This window comes from Paenibacillus sp. FSL H3-0333 (assembly GCF_038002805.1).
Lineage (GTDB): Bacteria > Bacillota > Bacilli > Paenibacillales > Paenibacillaceae > Paenibacillus_AQ > Paenibacillus_AQ silagei.
The window spans coordinates 5,457,657-5,481,347 of sequence record NZ_JBBODG010000001.1 but is presented as its reverse complement, the minus strand read 5'-3'; the positions used below and the strand labels follow the sequence as shown (position 1 = coordinate 5,481,347).

The following is a 23,691-nucleotide window of genomic DNA, read 5'->3' as shown; positions in this document are numbered from 1 at the left end:
GTCACGGCCATCCCAGAATGATAAATTAACAACGACAATCTATATAACAAATGGAGGATGTTAGAATGACACAACAACAAGGATTCAACCCCTATCTGCCTTCCTGGGAGTACGTGCCGGATGCGGAGCCTTATGTTTTTGAAGGAAGAGTATATGTCTATGGCTCGCATGACCGGTTCAACGGACACGCCTTCTGTCTGAACGACTACGTCTGTTGGTCAGCGCCGGAGGACAATCTGGGCGATTGGCAGTATGAAGGGGTGATCTACAAGACGACAGATGACCCGCTCAACCCGGAAGGCAGCATGTGTCTCTATGCACCGGATGTGACGCAGGGACCGGACGGGCGCTACTATATCTACTATGTACTGGACAAGGTTTCTGTCGTATCGGTAGCGGTCTGCGATAAGCCGGGCGGCAAATATGAATTCTACGGGTATGTCACCTACGGGGACGGCACGCGTCTGGGCGAACGGGAAGGCGATGAGCCTCAGTTTGACCCGGGGGTATTAACCGAAGGAGACACCACTTACCTGTATACCGGCTTCTGCGGATACGGCGACAAGTCCAGACACGGCGCGATGGCTACCGTACTGGGTCCCGATATGCTTACGATTATTGAAGAGCCTGTGTTCGTTGCACCGAGCCAGCCTTACAGCCAGGGAACCGGCTTCGAGGGCTATGAGTTCTTCGAGGCCCCTTCCATCCGCAAAAGAGGAGATATCTACTACCTGATCTATTCCTCCATCTCGATGCATGAGCTGTGTTATGCCACCAGCAGTCATCCTACCCGGGATTTCGTGTATCAGGGAGTCATTGTGAGCAACTGTGATCTGCATATCGATACGTATAAGCCTGCGGACCAGACGATGTATTACGGCGGCAATAACCACGGCAGCATCGTGGAGGTTAATGGAGCGTGGTATATCTTCTATCACCGGCATACCAACGGGACCGCGTTCTCGCGCCAGGGCTGCATCGAGCCGATTACGTTCCGTGAAGACGGCTCCATCCCGCAGGTGGAGATTACAACCTCCGGCCCGAACGGCGGCCCGCTGGAGGGACGCGGAGAATATCCCGCTTACCTGGCCTGTCATTTGTTCACCAAGGATCAGGAGATGTATACCGGAGGGTTTGGCAAGGTGGGTGCGTGGATGGACAGCCGGTTCCCGAAGATTACCCAGGACGGCAGAGACGGCGACGAAGAGGTTGGCTATATTGCCAATATGACGGAGTCGGCGACCGCCGGGTTCAAGTATTTTGACTGCAAGGGGGTTAGCCGGGTCTCCATCAAGGTGCGGGGATATTGCCATGGGGAGTTCCAGGTGAAGACGGCTTGGGACGGGCCTGCGCTTGCTTCTATTCCGGTAGGCTTCACGAATGTCTGGAAAGAATATGCTGCGGAAGTGGCGATTCCGGACGGCGTGCAGGCCTTGTATTTCACGTATACCGGAGGAGGCGGCGCGCAGTTTGCTTCATTTACACTGGAGTAGTCAGGCAGAGCTGGAAGCGGATTCTGAATAGGCACGGCAACAAGGCAGCAGCCACCGGGAATTCTCCGGTTGTGCTGCCTTGTTATTTCAACGTATAGTCCGGCGGATCATAGGGGACAGTGGCTGTTGTCAGTGTTCGATGAAATTGAAACAACGATTCCCGTTAGTTGAACAATGATTAGCTCTTTTATTGCAGTTTCCTTTTGTAGAAGACTCTTGAACAAAAGAAAATTATATTTCCTATCAGTAAAATAACAAACTCCCAACCCGGTTCACCTTTCGTGAACACATTGATTAATGACCAAGCCAGTAGAGCTATAGTGAAAAATAAGTAAGTGTTTTTAGCAGATTTATTATTTTTAAATTGCTCCATTTCATCGGCTCTCTGTCGTTTCATTTTGAATCCTCCTCGTAAGTGAATAATTGGTCTACGGTTATATCTAATTGCACTGATAATTTGAAGGCTAAGGTCAAGGTGGGATCATACTTATCATTTTCTATAGCATTGATAGTTTGTCTTGTGACGTTACATTTAATAGCAAGATCCTCTTGAGAGAGCTTCATTTTTTTTCTAATATCCCTAATCTTATTCTTCAAAAAGTGATCACCTTTTCTATAATGTCAAAAACTATTTACATATTAAATGATAAGTCTTTTGAATTTATATGTCAAAATGTTTTTACATTTCCTAGAGATTTATTTTCTTCAAACCCTCAGTATGTGGCATCCCCGCGCATCATAGCTACACGCCGGAAGAATACCGGGCCTTGTACTCTGAGGGGGTCATGTTCATATAATGCTTGAACCATTTGGTGAAATAGCTGACATGCTGGTAGCCCGACTCCAGCGCAGCCTCCAGCACGTTGTATGATCCGCTGCGGAGCAGACTGGCCGCCTGGCTGATGCGGATATAATTCAGATACTCCATCGGGCGCATCCCTGTCTGAGCTTTGAAAAACTTGCAGAAATGCGAGCGGCTCAGCGCTACCACGGCGGCAAGCTGATCCAGCTCCAGCCTGTCGCGGGAGTGCGCCTCCATATAGCTCAGCACCTCCCGGATCTGCCGGTTATATTCCCGGCCGTGCCGGGTCTCCGCCGCCGGGTTCAGCCTGGTCAGCCCGTATTGATAGCTGTCTGCGATGAACAGCAGTAAGAGCGCCTTCAGGCTCATTTCGTATGCCCCGGGCTTACGCTCATAGCGGCTTAACAGCTCCCTGATCAGCTGAAGCAAGGGGGAGTGGGCGGCATTTGCAGCAGATAACAGAGCGGGAAGCCGGACCTTCCCTTGCAGGACGGGGTCCAGGAACAGCTCCTGTACGCGGTCGGGCTGCGGCGAAGACAACCAGGAGCTTTTGAACACGATGGAATAATAACAGGTGCCGCCCATTGCGGTGTCCATGCCCGAATGAAGCTCACCGGGATGAACGATCAGGGCATCTCCAGCCTGAATGGAGAACTCGCGGCTCTCAATATGGAAGGTAGCGCGGCCTTCCGCCAGATAGATAATCTCCATCTCGTTATGCCAGTGCACGGGAAGAATGGAATGCACGCGGGCCTGATGCTCCACCCGGTAGATATGCAGCGGGAATTCCGGCTGGCCGTGCAGCTTGTTCTCCCGGTAACGGTGTTCGTACATGATGCTCTCCTCTGAATCGCTATATTGTGATGATATCGCGCAAATATATGATAGATGAACCGCTATCAATAATAATATCATTATAACCAGAGGAAGTCATAAGGAAGGGTGGAACCATAATGAAACTGATAACTGTTCAATCCGGCGAGGCTGGCGTAAGGCTGGAGACTAGTGAGGGAATAATGCATATCGGCTGGTGTACGCCGGGGATTGCCAGAATCCGCTATACGCTGAATGCTGAGCTGAGCGGTAAAGAGAGTCTGATGGTGGTAAGCCGGCCAGAAGCCGAGACCGTACCTTACACTATCACAGAACTGCCCGGCCATCTGCAGATATCAACGGCGCAGCTAACGGTTGAAGTGGATAAAGAGACCTGTGCCTTCAGCTATAGAGCTGCGGACGGCACACTGCTGACACGGGAGCCGGCCAGAGGCGGCAAAACCCTGGAGCGGACAGAGGTCTATCATACGGTATTCGATGCCTCAGCAGACACGGTCGAGACTGGGCAGGGTGCAGATGGTCTGCGTGCCAGAGCGGAGGGTGTCAACCGGAGGCTGGACCGGGAGGCTTTTCATACAAAGCTGGAATTCGAATGGCAGGAAGGGGAGGCCCTGTACGGACTCGGCTCCCATGAAGAGGGGATGATGAACCTCCGGGGACGGCAGCAATACTTGTACCAGCAGAATATGAAGGCGGTTGTACCGGTACTGGTGTCTACACGCGGCTACGGGATTCTGGTGGATTCTGGGTCTTATATGACTTTTCATGACGATGCCTTTGGCTCGTACCTCTGGAGCGATGCGGATGAAGAGATGGATTACTATTTCATTTATGGTCCGGAATTCGATCAGATTACGGCGGGAATCCGCTATCTGACCGGAGAAGCGCCGATGCTGCCGAAGTGGTCCTTCGGGTATGTACAGTCCAAGGAAAGATATGTCTCTCAGGCGGAACTGATCGCCATCGTGCAAGAGTATCGTGAGCGTTCGCTTCCCCTCGACTGTATCGTACTCGACTGGCAGTCCTGGACGGGCAATCTGTGGGGGCAAAAGACTTTCGATCCTGAGCGCTTCCCCGATCCCTCGCAGATGATGAACAGCCTGCACGCTATGAACGCCAAGCTGATGGTATCCATCTGGCCGATTATGGGCGCGGGCGGGGAGAATCATGAAGAGATGAAGGCCCGCGGTTTCCTGCTCGGCAATCAGGCGACTTATGATGCCTTCTCGGAGGAGGCTCGTGCGCTGTACTGGAAGCAGGCCAACGAAGGGCTGTTCGCCCACGGCATTGATGCCTGGTGGTGCGATTGCACCGAGCCGTTCGAAGCGGACTGGAAGGGCGCGGTGAAGCCGGAGCCGGAGCAGCGGCTGCTGATTAATACGGCAGAATCGAAGCGGTATCTCGATCCGGGCTTGATCAATGCTTATTCCATGCAGCACTCCAAAGGGATCTATGAAGGCCAGCGTGCAGCGACCTCAGCGAAACGGGTGATCAATCTGACACGCTCCGCGTTCGCAGGACAGCACCGCTATGGCACGATTACATGGTCAGGCGATATAGCCGCCAACTGGGAGACGCTGAGGAAGCAGATAGCAGACGGCCTTAACTTTTGCATGACCGGTTCGCCATACTGGACGCTGGATATCGGAGCGTTCTTCGTGAAGAATCCCAAGGAGCAATGGTTCTGGAGCGGGGATTATGACGAAGGTGTTGCGGATCTGGGCTACCGGGAGCTGTATGTCCGCTGGTTCCAGCTCGGAGCCTTCCTGCCGATGTTTCGTTCCCATGGCACGGATACGCCGAGAGAGATATGGCAGTTCGGCCAGGAGGGGGAGCTGATGTATGATACGCTGGTGAACTATCTGAAGCTCCGTTACAGGCTGATGCCATACATCTACTCCCTGGCCGGAGCTGTGGCACACCGCAGCTATACTATGTTCCGTGCGCTGGCCTTCGATTACCGGGAGGATGTGCAGGTCCATGCCATCGGCGACCAGTTCATGTTCGGTCCGGCCTTCATGGTGGCTCCTGTGACAGAGGCCATGTATTACGGTCCCGGCTCCCGCGAGCTTGAGGGGGTTCTTAAGCAGCGCCGGGTCTACCTCCCTGAAGGCGAATGGTATGACTATTGGAGCGATGAACGGCTGGAGGGCGGCGTGACGATTGAAGCCAAGGCGGATCTGGAGACGCTTCCCCTGTATGTCCGTGCCGGGTCCATTGTTCCGCTCGGCCCCGATGTTCAATATACGGATGAACAGCCGGAGGCGGTGACGAGACTCAAGGTATACGGCGGCAAGGATGCAGCCTTCACCCTGTATGAAGATGAAGGCGATAATTATAATTATGAGACCGGCGCCTATGCCATGATTGAGCTGAGCTGGTGTGAAGCGGACCGCAGCCTGACGATCGGGAAGCGGGCCGGAGACTATACCGGAATGCAGGCGGTAAGGCAATTTGCCGTAGAGCTGGCCGGTTATGCGGGAAGCCGCATTGTCACTTATGAGGGGGATGCTGTAATTGTCCGTGAAGCGGACCTGCAGAGCTGAGACTTCATTCGATGTGTGACTCATTGTACGCTTGATAGAGAAGCTTTAGTAAGCTCTGTTACTCTTGCGGTAGGCGGCGGGTGTCATGCTGGTGATTCTTTTGAATGTACGGTAGAAATGGGGCAGGCTCTCGAAGCCGCAGGCCATGGCAATCTGCTCGATGGTATAGCTTGATTGCAGCAGGCTGTCCTTGGCGGCAAAAATCCGCTTCGTCGCAATATAATCCGTCACATTCATGCCCAGACGCTGCTTGAAGACCCGGCTGAAGTGGGCCGGTGAGATCGACGCCCGCGCAGCCAGAGAGCTTAGCTCCAGCGGCTGATCCAGATGATCGTTGATATCCCTGAGCGCCTCACGGAACCACTCCGGCAGCAAGGGACTTGAAGCGACCGGCTCGGCGGCTTGCGGGAGGCAGTAGCGGTTCAGATGCAGCAGTGTAAGATGAAGCAGCAGCGTAAGCGCCTGCCCGCCGTCCGGCTGATTCTGCTCGCGTTCCCGGTGAATCGCATCGATATCATTTTGCAGAATTTCAGCATGCTCTGGAGACAGGGTATACTTGTACTGCTTGTTTGTCTTGGCAGCGTCGAACAGCTTCAGATAGGGATAAGACTCACTGTAGGTATGGTTATGGATCAGAGCCGGGCTGAAAAAAAGGGCGGAGGAGGTCACCGGCTCCTCATTGTCGGGAAATCCCCGGTGTACCGTGTTTCCGGGAACGACAATAATGTCACCCGGATGCATCTCATAAAAGGTCTGATCGATGAAAAAGCTTCCTTTGCCGCCGTATACGTAAATGAATTCGTACCAGTCATGCTGGTGGTCGGGCAGCTCGCGCTGCGGACTTTTCGTTTCCTTATAGTCCAGCAGCAGCGTAACCGGCAATTGATGGTCAAAATGCCTGCGGATCGGTTCCATGAAGTCGCCCCCTGAGTTACATCTCTGCATTCTTACCCACATCATATCAAAATAAGGTATAGATTTGTTTGTTTAAGCTATTTTTATTCCTTTATCGGATGTTTACAATAAGGTGGAATGGAGGCGTTATCATGTATATTGATGCTCACCAGCATTATTGGAAGATAGACAGGGATGATTATGGATGGATTACGCCGGAGATTCCGGTGCTGTTCCGGGATTATCTGCCCGCTGATCTGGAGCCGGAGCTAATGAAGCACGGGATCAGCCGTACGATTGTTGTACAGGCTGCGCCTACGGTGGAGGAGACGGAATATATTCTGGAACTCAGCGGGCAGGCGGAGTCTGTCGCGGGCGTGATTGGCTGGCTGGATCTGGCAAGCCCTTCCTTCCAGGCCGAATTCGAGCGCCTCAGCAGACATCCGAAGTTCACCGGGCTGCGGGTAATGATTCAGGAGATGGCGGACCCCGGTGTGCTTTTGACCCGGCCTTATATAGAAGCGCTCTCATATCTTGCGGAGCGGGATGTGCCGGTAGACCTGCTGGTGCTGGCCGATCAGCTTCCGCAGCTCATTGAGATGCTGGAACAGGTTCCGGGACTGCGGGGAGTCATTGATCACCTGGCCAAGCCCCCGATTGCATCGGGTAGCCTGGAGCCGTGGAGAAGCCAAATGGCAGAGGTTGCGGGGCATCCGGGAATTTACTGCAAGCTGTCCGGGATGGTCACTGAAGCAGATCCCCAGGGCTGGAAGCAGGAGGATTTCACTGCTTACGTTCATGCCGTGCTGGAGCTGTTCGGACCCGAGCGGGTGATGTTCGGCAGCGACTGGCCTGTGTGCCTGATGGCGGCAACCTATGAGGAGGTTGTGGGGATTCTGCGCACAGCACTGCAAGGACGATTGTCTACGGAAGAGATGGAGCCGGTATTTGGAGCGAATGCTGTTAGATTTTATAAGCTGGATTCACTAATTATAGGAGGTTGAGCGATATGAAATACAGAAAGCTGGGCAATACGGGACTGGATGTCTCCGCATTAAGCTTCGGGGCCTCTTCGCTGGGCAGTGTATTCCGGGAGGTTCCGAAGGATGAGGCTATCCTCACGGTTCATACGGCGATTGATCTGGGGATTAACCTCATTGATGTCTCCCCTTACTACGGCCTGATGAAGGCGGAGACCGTGCTGGGTGAGGCACTCCAGACGGTACCGCGCGACAAGTATATCCTGAGCACGAAGGCCGGACGTTACGGCGAGGGGGAATTCGATTTCTCCAGAGAGCGGATCATCCGCAGTGCGGAAGAGAGTATGGGCAGACTGGGCACAGATTACCTGGATATTCTGCTGCTGCATGATGTTGAATTCGGCTCGCTTACGCAGGTGATGGAGGAGGGAATTCCGGCGCTGGAAGAGCTGAAGCAGGCGGGCAAAATCCGTTACTTCGGCGTCAGCGGCCTGCCGCTGAGTGTGTTCGAGAAGGTGCTGCCGCAGACCAAGCTGGATGTCATTCTGTCCTATTGCCATTATTCGCTCAACGATACCACGCTGCTGCGGCTCCTTCCGCTGCTGGAGGAGAGCGGCACGGGGCTGATGAATGCGTCGCCCATCTCGATGGGGCTGCTCAGCAACCGTAAGGTGCCGGATTGGCATCCGGCAGGAGCAGAGATTCAGGCCGCATGTCAGCGCGCCGCTGAGTATTGCAGGGACAAGGGAGAAGACATCGCCAAGCTGGCGGTCCAGTTCTCCACCGCGAACAAGCAGATTCCTACGACCTTGGTCAGCACGGCGACACCAGCCAATATCCGCAACAATATTAAGTGGACCGAAGAGCCGATGGACGAACAATTACTGGCAGAAGTACGCGATATTCTGAAGCCGATTGATGGGGCTACTTGGCCGAGCGGCCGGGCAGAATGGAACGAAGCACCAGGCCGGAACGGGGAGCGCTTATAATGAAAGGAATTATTTGTGAGGAAGTCGGAAAGTTCGTATTCCGCGAGGATCTCCCGGAGCCTGAGCTGCGGGATGGAGAAGCCATTGTAAGCATCCGCCGGATCGGCATCTGCGGGACAGACCTGCACGCTTACCGGGGGAACCAGCCTTATTTTACTTATCCGCGTGTGCTGGGGCATGAGCTGGCAGGGATCATTGAGCGCATTGGAGACAATTCGCAAGGGCTTCGCGCAGGGGATCAGGTCAGTGTCATCCCCTATCTGCATTGCGGAGAGTGCCGGGCCTGTCTGAACGGTAAAACGAATTGCTGCCAGAAAATGAGAGTGTTCGGTGTTCACCTGGATGGCGGAATGCGGGAACGGGTGAGTCTGCCTGTAGGCAATCTGCTGAAGACAGACGGGCTGACGCTGGATCAGGCGGCCATGCTGGAGCCGCTGGCGATCGGTGCCCATGCGGTGCGGCGCTCGGGTGTCGGTGCGGGGGAGCAGGTGCTGGTGATCGGGGCCGGACCGATCGGACTGGGCGTGATGGCCATGGCCCGGTACGCTGGGGCAAAGGTCATTGCCATGGATGTCAACGATGAACGTCTGGCCTTCTGCAAGGGCTGGGCGCAGGCAGAGCATACGGTAAGCGCCTTGAAGGAGCCGAAGGAACAGCTATCGGCGCTTACAGACGGCAATTTCCTGCCGCATGTCATTGATTCCACCGGCAACATCTCTTCTATGGAAGGGGCTTTCGGACTGGTCGGGCATGGCGGTACGTTGACTTATGTCGGCTTGGTCAAAGGGAACATTACCTTCAGTGACCCTGATTTCCATGCCCGTGAGATGACGGTGCAGGGCAGCAGAAATGCGACCCGCGAGGACTTCGAACGGGTGATTAACGCCATTAGGGACGGTTATATTGATGTGGACCGCTATATTTCCCACCGCTGCTCCTTCGGGGAGATGACCTTGCAGTTCGAGAGCTGGCTGAATCCTGAAACCAAGGTGATCAAGGCGCTGGTGGAACTGAATTAACGGATGAAGCTGGACTAACGGGTGGAACTGACTAACTACGAAGGAGCGGAATTGTAATGAAAAGCAAGGAACACAGCCAGCGGTTATGGTATAGTGAACCGGCACAGAATTGGAATGAGGCGCTGCCGATCGGCAACGGCCGGCTCGGGGCGATGATCTTTGGCGGGGTGGCTGAGGAGAAGCTGCAGCTTAATGAGGATTCCGTATGGTACGGAGGTCCGCGTGACCGCAACAATGAAGATGCGCTGCCCCACTTGCCGAAGCTTCGCCAGCTGATTCTGGAAGGCAAGCTGAGGGAGGCGGAGGAGCTGGCGGCCATGACGATGGTGGGGCTGCCGGAAGCACAGCGCCATTATCTGCCGCTTGGTGACCTGCTACTGTCGTTCGGCGGACATGAGCAGCCTGCTCAGGACTATCAGCGGGAGCTTAATCTCGAATCCGGTGTATCCCAGGTGAGTTATTCCACCGGCGGAGTGCGGTATACCCGTGAGCTGTTCGCCAGCTTCCCGGATCAAGCCATCGTGTTGCGGATTACCGCTGACCGGAAGAACGCAATCTCCCTGAAGGCCAGATTCAACCGCCAGAACTGGAGAATGCTGGAGAAGACCGAGAAATGGAATGACAGCGGGCTGGTGATGGGCGGAGAATGCGGCGGGCGCGGGGGCAGCTCCTTCGCTGCCGTACTCAAGGCCGTCACAGAAGACGGAACCTGCCGTAACATCGGCGAATATGTGCTGGTGGAGGGTGCGAGCTCGGTTACGCTGCTGCTTGCCGCAGGAACTACGTTCCGCCATCCTGATCCGGCACTGCATGCCAAGCGGCAGCTTGAAGAGCTAAGCAGCGTTCCTTATGATAAGCTCCTTGCCCGCCATGTCGGGGACTACCGCAGCCTATACGGCCGGACCACGCTGACACTGCCGGAGAACCCGGAGCTGAGCGGACTGCCAACCAGTGAACGGTTAAATCGGTTCCGGCAGGGGGGAGAAGACGACGGACTGATCTCGACTTATTTCCAATATGGCCGTTATCTACTGATCGCCTCCAGCCGCCCAGGCTCCTTGCCTGCGAATCTGCAGGGCATCTGGAACGACAGCTTCACCCCGGCCTGGGACAGCAAATTCACGATTAACATTAACGCGCAAATGAATTACTGGCCGGCTGAACTCTGCAATCTGGCGGAATGCCATGAGCCGCTGTTCGATCTGATCGAGCGGATGCGGGAACCGGGACGGGTGACCGCCAAGGTGATGTACGGCTGTGGCGGCTTCACAGCACACCACAATACGGATATTTGGGCAGATACTGCTCCGCAGGATACGTACCTGCCAGCATCGTTCTGGCCGCTGGGAGCCGCTTGGCTGTGTCTGCATATGTGGGAGCATTACCGGTTCAGCCAGGACCGCCAGTATCTGGCGAATGCCTATGATACAATGAAGGAATCTGCACAGTTCCTGCTGGATTACTTGATAGAGGATGAATCGGGCCGGCTGATTACCTGCCCGTCTGTCTCCCCGGAGAACACGTACCAGCTTCCCGGCGGGGAATCGGGCGTGCTGTGTGCCGGAGCCTCCATGGACTTCCAGATTATTGAGGCGCTGTTCAAGGCCTGCATTCAGAGCGCGGAAATCATCGGACGGGACGAGGCATTCCGCGAAGAGCTCCGCTCAGCACTGGACCGTTTGCCGGGGCCACAGATCGGTAAATATGGGCAGATTCAGGAATGGATGGAGGATTACGAAGAGGTAGAGCCAGGGCACCGGCATATCTCGCATCTGTTTGCACTATATCCGGGGGATGCCTTCTCAGTGGAGCATACGCCGGAGCTGGCGGCAGCGGCCCGTACGACGCTGGAACGCAGACTTGCCAGCGGCGGCGGGCATACCGGCTGGAGCCGGGCCTGGATCATTAATTTCTGGGCGCGGCTCCAGGATGAAGGCAAGGCTTATACGAATGTACGGGCGCTGCTGGAGCATTCCACCTTGCCGAATCTATTCGATAACCATCCGCCGTTCCAGATTGACGGGAACTTCGGAGGAACAGCGGGCATCGCGGAGATGCTGCTGCAGAGTCATACAGATAGGATCAGATTGCTGCCTGCATTGCCTGCGGGCTGGAACGAGGGCAGTGTCAAGGGACTGCGGGCAAGAGGCGGCTATACGCTGGACTTCTCGTGGGCGGACGGACATGTTACTGAAGTGATTGTTACTTGTACGGTATCCGGCACATGCCGCCTGGAAGGCCCGGGACTGGCTCCGGTATCGTTCGCTGGAGAAGCGGGCAGTTCGTATACCTTCACCGGGTAGATTAATATTAGGCTGGCTAGTTGACGAATAGGATAGTATAGTAATGTGGGATTGGCGTATTTGCGCCAGTCCTTTTTGCGTGCGTGGTTGGCTAGAACGTCGAGCGGGCCAAATGTAATCGAAAAACCGACCACAATCGGACCAGGGGGCGGCGCGCAGGCCAAATGTAGTCGAAAAACCGATCACAATGGGACTGGAGGCGGCGCGTATACCAAATGAAGAGCATTAATGCCTTTGATTTCGCCGGAATCCGCCGGATTCCGCCAAAATCCGGCAACCCTTGCAGGCCGTAAGCAGGCTCATCCCCAAGCGCAGCCAGCTCTGAAAGAACGGCAATTCCGCTGCCGAGATGCAAGCAAGCGTTTTCTTTTTATGAATTTTCAGGGGGGAAGACCTATATTCTATGAATTGTAAGCGCATTCTGAAAACGTATAATTAAAGTTGTCACCAGGAGAAATTAGAAGCATAAGCGATTAGCCAAAAAGGGGAGGCATAACAACATGCACAAAACGGCAAAACGTTCAGCAGCAGCCGCTGCGGCCGGTGTATTAGCACTCACACTGGCATTGACAGGCTGTGGATCAAGCAATAACACCAGCAACACCGGCACCAAGGATACCGCCACTGGAGGAAACGCCAGCCCGGCAGCAGCCGGAGACGACACGGCTCCGGTAACGTTCTCGGTATTCATGAACGGTCCCGGACAACAGCCAACGCCTGACAATAAGATTCTGAAGCTGATCAAAGACGAGACCGGAATCACCTTCAACCAGGAATTCCTGGTCGGCGACCTGCAGCAGAAGCTCGGGGTCATGATTGCCGGAGGCGATTACCCGGATATCCTGTCGGGTGACGACAAATTAATCAATGCCAAGGCTTACATTCCGCTTGAGGATCTGATTGAGAAGTACGCGCCCAACCTGAAGAAGCATTACGGTGCGGTCTGGAACCAGATCAAGGATGAGAGTGACGGCCACATCTACGTACTGCCAAGCTATGGCGTCTATCAAGGTAAAATTACCGAGCCAACTTACCAGGGACCTGGCTTCTGGCTGCAAAAAGGCGTGCTGGAGGAAATGGGCTACCCAACTCCCAAGACCCTGGATGAGTACTTCGATATCATTGCCAAATATAAAGAAAAACACCCGGATATGATCGGGTTCGAATCGCTCAACTTCGACTGGCGCGTGTTCCCGCTGCAGAATCCCCCAGAGCATCTGTCGGGACATCCGAATGACGGGGCCGTTATTGTAGACAACAATGTAGCACAGATTTTTGCCGACAAGGATATCTCCAAGACCTATTACAAGAAGCTTAATGATATCAACGCTCAAGGCTTGATGGACAAGGAAGCCTTCGTTCAGAACTATGACCAGTATCTGGCCAAAATCGCAAGCGGCAAGGTGATCGGGATGTTTGACCAGCACTGGAACTTCCAGGACGGCGAGAAATCCCTGATCTCCCAAGGCAAGCTGGAAAATACGTATATCGGCTTCCCTCTGCTCTATCCGGGCGCAGAAGAATGGTATCGTGACCGCGGAGCGGTCGGCACCAACCGCGGATTCGGAATTTCGATCAATGCCAAGGACCCTGTCCGCATTATCAAATTCTGGGATAAGATGATTACCGAGGATTGGCAGAAGACGCTTCAATGGGGCGTGAAAGGCGAAGACTATGAAGTGAACGCAGACGGCTCCTTCTACCGTACACCTGAGCAACGGGCCAATGCGGATCAGACCAGCTGGCAGGTTGCTAACAAAATCTCAGGGATGTTCGGTTACATGCCTAAGATTCAAGGTACGTACAGCGACGGCAACGCAGCAGATGCCGGTACACAGCCTCAGGAATTCTTCGACAGCCTGAAGCCTTACGACCAGAAGATTCTGAAGGCGTACAACAAGAAATCATGGTCCGAATTCTTCAAGGAACCAAAAGAGAACAATATCTACTTCCCTGCGTATTCCATCGTGCTTAAGGATGGTTCACCTGCACAGCTCGCACAGTCCAAACTGAATGACCTCATGATTAAGTATTTGCCGAAAGCCATTATGGCCAGCCCTGCTGAGTTCGACGGCGTGTGGCAGGATTATGTGGACAGAATCCACAAGCTGGACATCAAGGCCTATGAGGACCGGATGAATGAAGGCATTCAGCAGCGTATCGAGAAATGGAGCGTTAAATAAACCATTCAATACAGAAATAGGAGCGGGAAATGCTGTTTCCCGCTCTTCCTAAATAGGAATGCGTGAATAGGACAACGTGGAGAGAATGATTTTTACAGGAGGGAATACAACATGTCTGATGCCGTACTGGACAAACAGGTCAAAAAACAGAAGACCCGAAAAAGCAAAATCGATCCGGAAATCGGTGTGGAACTCAGCTGGAAAACACTGAAAACACAGAAACAGCTTATTTTTATGTCCGTGCCCATTGCACTCTATCTGATTATCTTCAACTATGTTCCCATTTGGGGCTGGCTCATGGCCTTTCAGAATTACCGCCCGGCGGTGTCCTTCGGCCAGCAGGAATGGGTAGGCTTACAGCAATTTAAGTTTTTATTCTCTGATGATACCTTTATGTTGGTGCTTCGCAATACCATTGCGATGAGTTTCATTAACCTTGTACTGGGTACGGTTACGGCTATCGGTCTGGCTCTGCTGCTGAATGAGATCAAGCTTAAGTTCTTCAAGCGCGCGGTTCAGTCGATTTCTTATTTGCCGCACTTTCTGTCCATGGTTATCGCTGCGGGGATTGTGTCCACTTCACTCTCCATCGATGGCGGGATTGTCAATGTCGTTCTAATGAAGCTTCACCTGATTAAAGATCCGATTATGTGGCTCAGTGAAGGGAAATACTTCTGGGGCATTATCGGGGCATCGAACGTGTGGAAAGAGGTGGGCTGGGGCACGATCATCTATCTGGCTGCTATTACCTCCATCGATCCTTCCCTCTACGAGGCAGCTTCCATTGACGGCGCGAAACGTTTTCAAAAGATGCGTTATATCACGCTTCCGGGAATTAAGGCAACATTCGTTATTTTGCTGATTATGAACATTGGACATATTCTCGATGCCGGCTTCGAGCTTCAATATCTGCTGGGCAACGGACTTACTGTGGACTATTCGCAAACCATTGATATCTTTGTAGTGAAGTATGGTCTGGCTATGGGTAACTACTCGCTAGCTACGGCGGCAGGGATCTTCAAAACGATTGTCAGTGTCATTCTCGTATTCATCGCAAACAATGTCGCAAAACGCCTCGGCGAAGAGCGATTACTATAGAGGAGGAAGCCCATATGAAAGCCGTGACCAAAGGTTCAAGCCGGATTGAGCCGGTTGTATTTCATACATTCAACACGATATTTATGCTCTTTGTGGTTACTGTCACGCTCTATCCGTTCCTCCAGACGCTGGCGGTATCCTTCAATGACGGCAGTGACACGCTTACCGGGGGAATCTACCTCTGGCCCCGTGTGTGGACGCTGGAGAATTACCGGGCGGTCTTTATATCAGGAACGATCTATCATGCCGCATTTATCTCGGTATCCCGTACGATTATCTCAACGGTGCTCGGTGTATTCCTTACAACGATGCTCGCTTATGCACTGGCGCAGCCGCAATATATTTTCCGCAAAAAGATCGGCCTGCTGTTCATCCTGACCATGTATTTCAATGCCGGGCTGATTCCGAACTACTTCCTGATCAAGAATATGGGCCTGCTGCATAACTTCATGGTCTATATCCTGCCGAGTCTGGTCAGCGCGTTCAACCTGATTATCATGCGGACGTATATCCGCGGGCTTCCGTTCAGCCTTACCGAATCAGCGAAGATTGACGGGGCGGGAGAATTCAGGATTTTCTGGAAAATCATCTTCCCGCTCTGTACGCCTGTACTGGCAACCGTCGCACTGTTCATCGCGGTAGGCTCATGGAATTCCTGGTTTGACACATTCCTCTATGCCTCCTCGGATATCAAGCTCAGCACGCTGCAATACGAAATGATGAAGATGCTCGGCTCGATTATGAGTGCGAACAATGATCCATCGATGCTTGCGGGAGGCCAGAACAATCAGGTCCAGTCGCTGGTTACGCCAGCCTCCATGCGTTCAGCCATTACGATCGTTACTGCAGTTCCGATTCTGTTCGTCTACCCTTTCTTGCAGAAGTATTTCGTGGTAGGATTGAACCTGGGTAGCGTAAAAGAGTAATTGTCAATACGTATTATAGTAAGAAAAATATGTATACTATAACCGTTTCGGGTACAGCCGAAGCGGTTTCTCCTGTTCCATCACGGGGAGTCCTGCCGGGCTCCAACTACTTATATAAAGATGGTGATTCCATGCTTAAGGTACTGTTTGCCGACGATGAGCCGATTATGCTGGAGGGGCTGCGCTTTCTGGTGGACTGGAAGGCACTCAACTATGAAGTATGCGGCGAGGCGCTGGACGGGGAGGATGCGCTGCAGCTAATTCACAGCACCCGTCCTGATCTGGTCATCACCGATGTGCGCATGCCGGTCATCGATGGCCTTGAGCTCATTCGAAGAGCCTCAGAAGGCGATTGCCGCCCGAAGTTTATTATTTTTAGCGGCTATGCTGACTTTGAGTATGCCAAGCGGGCTCTGAAATACGGAGTCTCCAACTATTTGACCAAGCCTCTGGATGAAAAGGAGCTGACGGAGGCGCTGCATACAGTGACCGAACAGATTCTGAAAGAACATAAGGCCTCCTCACGGCGTGACGCGCTCTCGGCTCTGATGCAGGAGGACACGGTATCCCGGCTCTTGATGCGGGAGAATTCGGAGGAGGAGTTGGAGAAGGGCCTGAATATGCTGGGGATCGGCCCTGCCTCGCGGCTATGCTGTGTCCTGGTCCATGGAGCCGCGCCGGACAGCCTGCAAATGCGCAAGCAGGTCGCCGCCATGAGCGGCAAGGAGCCGCTGCGCAGCATTTCAGTCTATCCGTTCACGGCTGGAAGTGGGAAGCATGGGTATCTGCTGGTGTCACCGGAGGAAGGACCGGAGCTTGACCGGACACTGCTTACCCGGTGGATGGAGGAGATGCGGCCGCTGTACACCACGCCGGTCTTTTTCGCGGCAAGTCTCCAGCATCAGGGCAAGGAGGCCTTGAATACGGCATACCGTGAGGCGCTGGCTGCTGAGCTGTGCAGGCACGATGCCACAGGGGGCGAGGCCGCCGGATTCTTCGAGAAGCAGGATAAGTCGCAGATGGCCATGCTTCCGGCAGAGCTGAGACGATCGCTGCTGCAATCCGTCACCGAAGGGAAGGCCCAGCATCTCACGGATCAGCTTGGCGAGGTGTTCAAGATTTTCTCGGCGGAGGTGGCGTCCAGCTCCTGGATCGACGCTTTTCTGGCCAATGTCAAAGCTGAGCTGCTACGTGAAATTACCGCCAGAGGGGGAGACTATGCGCAGTGGGTGCAGAAATGGTTCCCGTCACGGCATACAGCCAATTGTCTGCCGCTGCTTGAGCGTCAGATCGAGGAGGAGCTGTGTGAGGCTGCCGAGTGGTTCGCAGCGGCTGCGGACGGCAGGGCGGAGGATCAGATTGTGGCCGCAGCGATCGAGTATGTCCGCGGGCATTATCAGGAGAAGCTGAAGCTACAGGATATTGCGGGGCACCTGCATGTGAACTCGGCCTACCTGGGACAACGGTTCAAGAAATATTACGGCAGCTCCTTTAACGATTATCTCCATGAATTCCGCATTGAAGAGGCGAAGAAGCTGCTGCGCCGGACCGATATGGGGATTTCCGATATCTCAAGCAGAGTGGGCTATTCAGACGCTGATGTGTTCGCCGCCAAGTTCAAGGCGCTTAACGGAGTTACACCTTCCGAGTACAAGAAGAGTTAATTCATGAGGAAGGAGGGGGCGTGCATGAAGAATAACCGGAAGCCATCTGCCTTCATCAATGATATTCCGCTTAAATACAAGTTTTTGTTTATCTACTTACTGTGTGTGCTCGTCCCCATACTTAGCATCAATGCCCTCTTTTATGTGCAGATCAGCCGTAATGTGGAGGCACGGGAGAGGGAGAATCTGGAGATATCGGTAGACCGGGTGGCCTATGACCTGATGCAGATCGTGAACGAATGCGTGGCGATCAGCAATACGGTGGCTGCGGACCGGCCCTATATGGAAATGATGGATTACGCCTACCCGGATAATGAGGCTTATTATGATGCCTATAATGATTCACTGAAGGATAAGCTGCGGCAGTACAGCACTCTCCACTCCTATATTTCCTGGATGGGCATATACACCTCTAATCCGACGATCCAGAACGGCAACAGCTATTTCATTCTTTCGTACGCGGATAAGCAGAGTGAATGGTACCGCAAAATCTCAAGCAGCACAGGTAAGGTGCTGCTCACTTCTTATCAGGGAACCGACCCGCTGAATCCGCCGCAGCAGGAGGTGCTGGTCAGCCTGATCCGCAAGCTGGATAACTTCACGGGCCAGCCCTACACGAAATATCTGAGGATTGATCTGCGGCTGAACAATGTACAGGAGCTGTTCCAGAAGGAACGTGACTATCTGGATTTCAAGCTGCTGGACGAGAAGAACCGGGTTGTGCTGGACTCGAACCGTTCCTTCTCCTCGCTGGATGCGAATGCCTTGCTGAATGTGGACACCAGTCTTGACAAGCCTTCCAAGCAGATTGTCCGGGCGCTCAGCAGTGCGGCCTATACCAAGGGCTGGCGGCTGGTCGGAACGCCGGAAGGGCGCAAGATCAACCATGAGATGGAACGCGCGCTCAGGAACTCGCTGATTCTGGTGCTGCTGACGATCATCATTCCGACTCTGCTCATGATCGTGATTATACGCTCCTACAATCTGCGGGTACGGCTGCTCTACAAGCATATGAAGCTGGTCAAATATGAACAATTCGAGAGCATTGATATGTATGAGGGGAAGGATGAGATCGGCGGTCTGATCCGCAGTTTCAATCTGATGACCGGCAAAATCCGCAATCTGATCAATGATGTCTACAAGCTGGAGATCCAGAAGAAGGATCTGGAGCTGGAGCGGGTAAGGGCGGAGCTGAAATATCTGGAGAGTCAGGTAGACCCTCATTTCCTTTTTAATACGCTGAATGCGATCCTGGTCATCTGTAAGAAGTATAAATATGAACAGGTTACCGATGTCATCCGCAATCTGGCCCTGATTATGCGCAGGCTGCTAAGCTGGAAGGATGATCTGATTACGGTGGAGGAGGAGGTATCCTTCATCGAGATGTATCTGCAGATTGAGAAGTTCCGCTTCCAGAACCGGTTCTCTTATGTGCTGGATATTGCGCCTGAGGTGCTGAACTGCCGGATTCCCAAGATGAGTATACAGGCTCTGGTGGAGAATTCCTGCAAGCATGGCCTGCAATCGGTCAAATGGGCCAGGGAAATTCACGTGTCCGCTTCGCGCAATGAGACAGGTCTGCTGATTGTGGTGACTGATAATGGCAAAGGAATCGAGAAGGAGAAGCTGGAATGGATCAAGTCCCATCTGGAGACAGAGGAGGATACAGGACAGAATGTTGGCCTCCGCAATGTGTATAAACGCCTCATGCTGTACTATAACGGCAGAGCCGAGTTCAGTATTGAGAGCACCGAATATGAACGTACGGTCATTACGATCCAGATTCCCGAGGATTTGAGTCTGGTTCCGATGGGGGAGGGAGCTCATGTATAAAGTAGTGCTCGCAGACGATGAGACCATTGCCTTAGAGGGGCTGCGGACGCTGACCGACTGGGAGGAGCTGGGCTTCGAGGTATGCGGTGCCTGCGAGAACGGGGAGGAGGCGCTGGCTGCCATTATCCGCAGCTCGCCCGATCTTGTGATTACGGATATCCGCATGCCCGAGATTGACGGGCTTGAGCTGATCCGGCGCGTACGCAGCCTTGATATGGAGCAGCCGATCTTCATCGTGCTCAGCGGCTACGGCGAATTCGAATATGCCAGAACAGCCATCCGTTACGGGGTAAGGCATTACCTGCTGAAGCCGGTTATGGATGCGGAATGGGATAAGGTGCTTACGGACATTACGGATGAGCTGGAGCTGCGCCTTAAGCAGACCATGCAGCAGAGTCTGCTGTCCAGCCGTCTGCTGCCGCTTGCCATTGCGCGCATGCTTGAGGGGCACTGGGCGGAGCCGGATGAAGAAGCTGCTGAGCAGATGGACCGCCTGGATGAGGCGGCCACTGGGTGGACGTATGTGCATGTGGAGGGCAATAGCAGCCGGATTACGGAGCTGTGCCGGGAGCTGGCCGGACCGGCCGGTGCGATGCTCATTGATCTGCCCGGGGATCAGGCCGGGCTGGTCGTGGAGAGCTCGGGGGCGGCGGCAGGGCTGGCGGAGCAGCTATACGCCGGGCTGACCCGCAGCGGAGTGAAGGGTTCGGTCAGCATCGGGCCAGGTGTGCGGTCCCTCCGCGAGCTGCCGGTCTCCTACCGCGAAGCGGCAGACGCTGCGGCCCGCCACTATTTCTATTCGGACGGGTGCGGTCCGGTGGATTCGGCCAGTGAAGCCGAGGGCCAGGTTAACTACACGCTGCCTTCCGCAGAGCTGATTGAGGAGATCATCAGCGCAGTGGAGCGGCTGCAGGAGCATAAGGCTGCGGAGAAGCTGGGCGAATTGTTCTGCGGGTTCAAGGAGAACCGGACAGATCCGGGAGTCGTCCAGATGACAGGCATGGATATCATGCTGCGGAGCATGGAGCTGCTGAAGGAATTTGGAGGCGCGGACGATCAGTGGATCGGCACGCTTGATTTTTTCAGAACCGAGCCGAGGTCCCTGGAAGCTCTGCAGGTCACCCTGGAGACGGCGCTCTCCACCAGTATGAACTATATCCGCCAGCACAAGGAGCGTAACTCCGAGCATCCGCTGACCCGCGTGGAATGCTTCCTGCGGGATCATTATCCGGAGCATCTGACGGTGAAAGAGATTGCAGAGCATTTCTATATCAATCCGGTGTATCTGGGCCAGGCCTTCATCAAAAAGCACGGCATCAGCATTCTGGAGTACATTCATAATTTGCGGATCGAAGCAGCCAAGAAGCGGCTGATTGAAACTCACGATACGGTCAGAAGCATTGTGGAGAGCGTCGGTTACGTACACTATCACCATTTCTTAAGAGAGTTCGAGAAACGGACGGCGCTGAAGCCCGTTCAGTTCCGGGCACAGGCCCAATCTGAACAAGGCTAGGGTATCCATTTATTTATTAGGGTCCAAGTCTTTACTATGGTGATGGTAAACGCATTCAAATGCGTTATGATAGAGATAGCTGTCCAAAAATTGTTATTCACAGGAGGTTAGAAAGATGAAGCAAGCCAACAGCGAAATTCCTGCATTACATGAAATGTTTCGGGATGCCTTCAAGATAGGGGCTGCCGTCAGTACTGGCATTATATCTGCTCAGGGTTCTTTTATTGCCAAGCATTACAACAGCATTACAGCCGAGAATGAAATGAAGCCGGTAGAGGTTCAGCCGGAGGAAGGGAGCTATACCTTCGATGCTGCGGACCGTATCTTTGAATTCGCAGAGGCACATGGAATCGGCGTCCGGGGACATACGCTTCTATGGCATAATCAGACAGGGGACTGGATGTTCCGGAATGCAGAGGGAGGCCCTTGCAGCAGAGAGGAATTACTGACCCGCCTGCAGACGCATATTAACACGGTTGTGGGGCGTTACCGGGGACGGGCCTACGCCTGGGATGTGGTTAATGAAGCGATTGAGGATAAATCCGATCAATATCTGCGGGAGACCCGCTGGCTGGAGATGATCGGCGAGGATTATCTCCGCCTGGCTTTTGAGATGGCACATCAGGCAGATCCTGACGCGCTGCTGTTCTACAACGACTATAATGAGACCGATCCTGTCAAAAGCATCAAAATCCACAAGCTGGTCCGCAGCCTGCTAGATCAGAATACGCCGATTCACGGTATTGGGATGCAGGGACACTGGAATATCTATGGTCCCTCCATTGAGGAGATCCGTAATGCGCTTAAGCTATATGCTTCGCTTGGGCTCAAGATCCACATTACCGAGCTGGATCTCTCCGTGTTCCGTCATGACGATAAACGCACGGATTTGAAAGCGCCAACAGCTGAAATGCTGAAGCTTCAGGAAGAGCGTTATGCCGAGATCTTCGCCCTCCTGCTGGAATTCAAAGACTCCATTGATTCGGTGACCTTCTGGGGCGTGGCCGATGACTACACCTGGCTGGACGGCTTCCCGGTCCGCGGACGCAAGAACTGGCCGTTCCTGTTCGATGAACAGAAGCAGCCGAAGGCTTCATTCGCCCGGCTGGCTGAGCTGGCTGCGCCGCAATCCTAATATTCGTCCTAAGCTGAACACCATATCATATCTGGAGGGAATCCAATGACAACTCAATTGAAGCAGGCTGCCGGCAAGGTACAGCCAAATGGCAATCCGCTGGTGGCACACAGATACGGAGCCGATCCTTATGCCCTGGTATTCGGGGACAGAGTCTATCTGTACATGACCAATGATTCGCTGGAGTACGATGAGAGCGGCACCGTAAAAGAGAACAGCTTCAGCAGCATCAATACCATTTCGGTAATCTCCTCTGCCGATCTGGTGAACTGGACGGATCACGGCATTATTGCGGTGGCCGGGCCGGAGGGGGCTGCGAAGTGGGCTACCCAGTCATGGGCGCCGGCAGCGGTCCACAAGGTGATCGGCGGCAAGGACAAGTTCTTCCTGTACTTCTCCAACAATGCCAGCGGCATTGGCGTTCTCTCGAGTGACAGTCCGGTGGGTCCCTGGGTTGACCCTATCGGAGAGGCATTGATTCTGCGCTCCGTGCCGGGAGTCGAGGAGGTAACCTGGCTGTTCGACCCGGCAGTTCTGGTCGATGACGACGGCCAGGGCTATATCTACTTCGGAGGCGGGGTCCCGGAAGGGCAGTTCGCAGATCCGGGCACAGCACGGGTGATGCCGCTGGGTGAGGACATGACCAGTGTGGTGGGTACAGCCAAAGTGGTTCCGGCCCCGTTCATGTTCGAGGATGCCGGAATCCATAAGTGGAACGGAGTCTACTATTATACCTACTGCTCAAACTTCTATGACGGGGAACGGCCGGAAGGCAGCCCTCCTGCAGGCGAGATCGCTTATATGACCAGTGATCATCCTATGGGTCCCTGGACTTATCAGGGGACGATCCTGAAGAATCCGGGACATTTCTTCGGGGTCTCCGGGAACAACCACCATGCGGTATTTGAATATCATGACAGCTGGTATATTGCTTATCACGCCCAGACCTTATCCAAGGCCCAAGGGATTGCGAACGGCTACCGCTCCACCCATCTTAACCGCCTGACTCATCATGAGGACGGGTCCATTCCCGAGATTCATGCGGATTACGAAGGTGTGCAGCAGCTTGCAACGTTGAACCCGTATGAACGGATTCCGGCGGCAACGATGGGCTGGAGCGCAGGGGTGAAGACAGAATACCTGGCCGAGGGCGGAGTTCAGGCGGTCACGGATGTGGAGCAGGGCGGCTGGATCGGACTTTCCAGGGTAGACTTCGGCAGCGGAGCTGAGTCGTTCCAAGTCTCGGTCCTGAGCCTGGAAGCGGGCGGCGTGCTGGAGCTGCATTTGGAGGAGCCAGCGGGTCCGGTTATCGGCAGACTGACGGTTCCGGCGGCGGACGGCTCGCAGGAATGGGTGGAATTGAAGACAGAGGTCCAGGGAGCGGAGGGAGTTCACAACCTCTATCTGGTGTTCACAGGAGAGAGCGATAAGGGCTTGTTCAAGCTGGCTGCCTGGCAGTTCACACCACAGCATAACTAA

Annotated in this window: 18 protein-coding genes; 14 read left to right on the top strand and 4 right to left on the bottom strand. The window is 54.0% G+C overall.

What is annotated here, in order from left to right; genetic code table 11:
* Positions 1 to 65: 65 nt before the first annotated feature.
* On the top strand, positions 66 to 1,493 hold the full coding sequence (locus MHH78_RS24405; protein ID WP_341169111.1) for a family 43 glycosylhydrolase: 1,428 nt from the start codon (positions 66 to 68) through the stop codon (positions 1,491 to 1,493).
* Positions 1,494 to 1,680: 187 nt separating this feature from the next.
* Here MHH78_RS24405 and MHH78_RS24400 read toward each other — a convergent pair whose 3' ends face one another.
* From MHH78_RS24400 to MHH78_RS24390, 3 genes are all read right to left on the bottom strand, one after another.
* The gene (locus MHH78_RS24400) at positions 1,681 to 1,890 is read right to left on the bottom strand and encodes a hypothetical protein (RefSeq protein ID WP_341169110.1); all 210 of its coding nucleotides are present in this window, start codon (positions 1,888 to 1,890) and stop codon (positions 1,681 to 1,683) included.
* Positions 1,887 to 2,090 (bottom strand): helix-turn-helix transcriptional regulator, encoded by a 204-nt coding sequence (locus MHH78_RS24395; RefSeq protein ID WP_341169109.1) that lies wholly within the window; start codon positions 2,088 to 2,090, stop codon positions 1,887 to 1,889. Before MHH78_RS24395 ends, MHH78_RS24400 begins: the two co-directional genes overlap by 4 nt.
* A gap of 145 nt (positions 2,091 to 2,235) precedes the next feature.
* Complete coding sequence (locus MHH78_RS24390; protein ID WP_341169108.1) at positions 2,236 to 3,129, bottom strand: helix-turn-helix transcriptional regulator; 894 nt, start codon at positions 3,127 to 3,129, stop codon at positions 2,236 to 2,238.
* 119 nt (positions 3,130 to 3,248) lie between these two features.
* Here MHH78_RS24390 and MHH78_RS24385 point away from each other — a divergent pair, with 119 nt between their 5' ends.
* Positions 3,249 to 5,675 carry a glycoside hydrolase family 31 protein gene (locus MHH78_RS24385; RefSeq protein ID WP_341169107.1) on the top strand — a complete coding sequence of 809 codons (2,427 nt, stop codon included), beginning with the start codon at positions 3,249 to 3,251 and terminating at the stop codon, positions 5,673 to 5,675.
* Between the two features lie 45 nt (positions 5,676 to 5,720).
* Here MHH78_RS24385 and MHH78_RS24380 read toward each other — a convergent pair whose 3' ends face one another.
* A complete protein-coding gene (locus tag MHH78_RS24380; RefSeq protein ID WP_341169106.1) occupies positions 5,721 to 6,590 on the bottom strand; it encodes an AraC family transcriptional regulator in 870 nt (289 codons plus the stop codon).
* A gap of 131 nt (positions 6,591 to 6,721) precedes the next feature.
* Here MHH78_RS24380 and MHH78_RS24375 point away from each other — a divergent pair, with 131 nt between their 5' ends.
* The 12 genes from MHH78_RS24375 (at position 6,722) to MHH78_RS24320 (ending at position 23,691) form a co-directional block, all read left to right on the top strand.
* The gene (locus tag MHH78_RS24375) at positions 6,722 to 7,573 is read left to right on the top strand and encodes an amidohydrolase family protein (protein ID WP_341169105.1); all 852 of its coding nucleotides are present in this window, start codon (positions 6,722 to 6,724) and stop codon (positions 7,571 to 7,573) included.
* 5 nt (positions 7,574 to 7,578) lie between these two features.
* Positions 7,579 to 8,538, top strand: coding sequence for an aldo/keto reductase (locus MHH78_RS24370; protein ID WP_341169104.1), 960 nt, complete (start codon positions 7,579 to 7,581; stop codon positions 8,536 to 8,538).
* A complete protein-coding gene (locus tag MHH78_RS24365) occupies positions 8,538 to 9,557 on the top strand; it encodes a zinc-binding alcohol dehydrogenase family protein (protein WP_341169103.1) in 1,020 nt (339 codons plus the stop codon). The genes MHH78_RS24370 and MHH78_RS24365 overlap by 1 nt, the downstream gene beginning before the upstream one ends.
* A gap of 56 nt (positions 9,558 to 9,613) precedes the next feature.
* On the top strand, positions 9,614 to 11,860 hold the full coding sequence (locus MHH78_RS24360) for a glycoside hydrolase family 95 protein (RefSeq protein ID WP_341169102.1): 2,247 nt from the start codon (positions 9,614 to 9,616) through the stop codon (positions 11,858 to 11,860).
* A gap of 500 nt (positions 11,861 to 12,360) precedes the next feature.
* Positions 12,361 to 14,043, top strand: coding sequence for an extracellular solute-binding protein (locus MHH78_RS24355; RefSeq protein ID WP_076073607.1), 1,683 nt, complete (start codon positions 12,361 to 12,363; stop codon positions 14,041 to 14,043).
* 111 nt (positions 14,044 to 14,154) lie between these two features.
* A complete protein-coding gene (locus MHH78_RS24350; protein ID WP_036693453.1) occupies positions 14,155 to 15,141 on the top strand; it encodes an ABC transporter permease in 987 nt (328 codons plus the stop codon).
* Between the two features lie 14 nt (positions 15,142 to 15,155).
* Positions 15,156 to 16,067 (top strand): carbohydrate ABC transporter permease, encoded by a 912-nt coding sequence (locus MHH78_RS24345; protein WP_076073609.1) that lies wholly within the window; start codon positions 15,156 to 15,158, stop codon positions 16,065 to 16,067.
* Positions 16,068 to 16,198: 131 nt separating this feature from the next.
* Positions 16,199 to 17,731: a response regulator transcription factor gene (locus MHH78_RS24340; RefSeq protein WP_341169101.1), complete on the top strand. Its 1,533-nt coding sequence runs from the start codon at positions 16,199 to 16,201 to the stop codon at positions 17,729 to 17,731.
* Positions 17,732 to 17,755: 24 nt separating this feature from the next.
* Positions 17,756 to 19,564, top strand: a complete 1,809-nt coding sequence (locus MHH78_RS24335) for a sensor histidine kinase (protein WP_076073613.1) — start codon at positions 17,756 to 17,758, stop codon at positions 19,562 to 19,564.
* Positions 19,557 to 21,077, top strand: a complete 1,521-nt coding sequence (locus MHH78_RS24330; RefSeq protein ID WP_341169100.1) for a response regulator — start codon at positions 19,557 to 19,559, stop codon at positions 21,075 to 21,077. Before MHH78_RS24335 ends, MHH78_RS24330 begins: the two co-directional genes overlap by 8 nt.
* A 115-nt stretch (positions 21,078 to 21,192) precedes the next feature.
* Positions 21,193 to 22,212, top strand: coding sequence for an endo-1,4-beta-xylanase (locus tag MHH78_RS24325; RefSeq protein ID WP_341169099.1), 1,020 nt, complete (start codon positions 21,193 to 21,195; stop codon positions 22,210 to 22,212).
* A 45-nt stretch (positions 22,213 to 22,257) separates the two neighbouring features.
* Entirely contained in the window at positions 22,258 to 23,691 is a 1,434-nt protein-coding gene (locus MHH78_RS24320; protein ID WP_341169098.1) for a glycoside hydrolase family 43 protein, read from the top strand.

Excerpts from the sequence above, each read along its gene's own strand:
- MHH78_RS24405 (WP_341169111.1), top strand. The coding sequence starts at position 66 with ATGACACAACAACAAGGATTCAACCCCTATCTGCCTTCCTGGGAGTAC.
- MHH78_RS24400 (WP_341169110.1), bottom strand. The coding sequence starts at position 1,890 with ATGAAACGACAGAGAGCCGATGAAATGGAGCAATTTAAAAATAATAAA.
- MHH78_RS24390 (WP_341169108.1), bottom strand. The coding sequence starts at position 3,129 with ATGTACGAACACCGTTACCGGGAGAACAAGCTGCACGGCCAGCCGGAA.
- MHH78_RS24385 (WP_341169107.1), top strand. The coding sequence starts at position 3,249 with ATGAAACTGATAACTGTTCAATCCGGCGAGGCTGGCGTAAGGCTGGAG.
- MHH78_RS24380 (WP_341169106.1), bottom strand. The coding sequence starts at position 6,590 with ATGGAACCGATCCGCAGGCATTTTGACCATCAATTGCCGGTTACGCTG.
- MHH78_RS24375 (WP_341169105.1), top strand. The coding sequence starts at position 6,722 with ATGTATATTGATGCTCACCAGCATTATTGGAAGATAGACAGGGATGAT.
- MHH78_RS24370 (WP_341169104.1), top strand. The coding sequence starts at position 7,579 with ATGAAATACAGAAAGCTGGGCAATACGGGACTGGATGTCTCCGCATTA.
- MHH78_RS24365 (WP_341169103.1), top strand. The coding sequence starts at position 8,538 with ATGAAAGGAATTATTTGTGAGGAAGTCGGAAAGTTCGTATTCCGCGAG.
- MHH78_RS24360 (WP_341169102.1), top strand. The coding sequence starts at position 9,614 with ATGAAAAGCAAGGAACACAGCCAGCGGTTATGGTATAGTGAACCGGCA.
- MHH78_RS24355 (WP_076073607.1), top strand. The coding sequence starts at position 12,361 with ATGCACAAAACGGCAAAACGTTCAGCAGCAGCCGCTGCGGCCGGTGTA.
- MHH78_RS24350 (WP_036693453.1), top strand. The coding sequence starts at position 14,155 with ATGTCTGATGCCGTACTGGACAAACAGGTCAAAAAACAGAAGACCCGA.
- MHH78_RS24345 (WP_076073609.1), top strand. The coding sequence starts at position 15,156 with ATGAAAGCCGTGACCAAAGGTTCAAGCCGGATTGAGCCGGTTGTATTT.
- MHH78_RS24340 (WP_341169101.1), top strand. The coding sequence starts at position 16,199 with ATGCTTAAGGTACTGTTTGCCGACGATGAGCCGATTATGCTGGAGGGG.
- MHH78_RS24335 (WP_076073613.1), top strand. The coding sequence starts at position 17,756 with ATGAAGAATAACCGGAAGCCATCTGCCTTCATCAATGATATTCCGCTT.
- MHH78_RS24330 (WP_341169100.1), top strand. The coding sequence starts at position 19,557 with ATGTATAAAGTAGTGCTCGCAGACGATGAGACCATTGCCTTAGAGGGG.
- MHH78_RS24325 (WP_341169099.1), top strand. The coding sequence starts at position 21,193 with ATGAAGCAAGCCAACAGCGAAATTCCTGCATTACATGAAATGTTTCGG.
- MHH78_RS24320 (WP_341169098.1), top strand. The coding sequence starts at position 22,258 with ATGACAACTCAATTGAAGCAGGCTGCCGGCAAGGTACAGCCAAATGGC.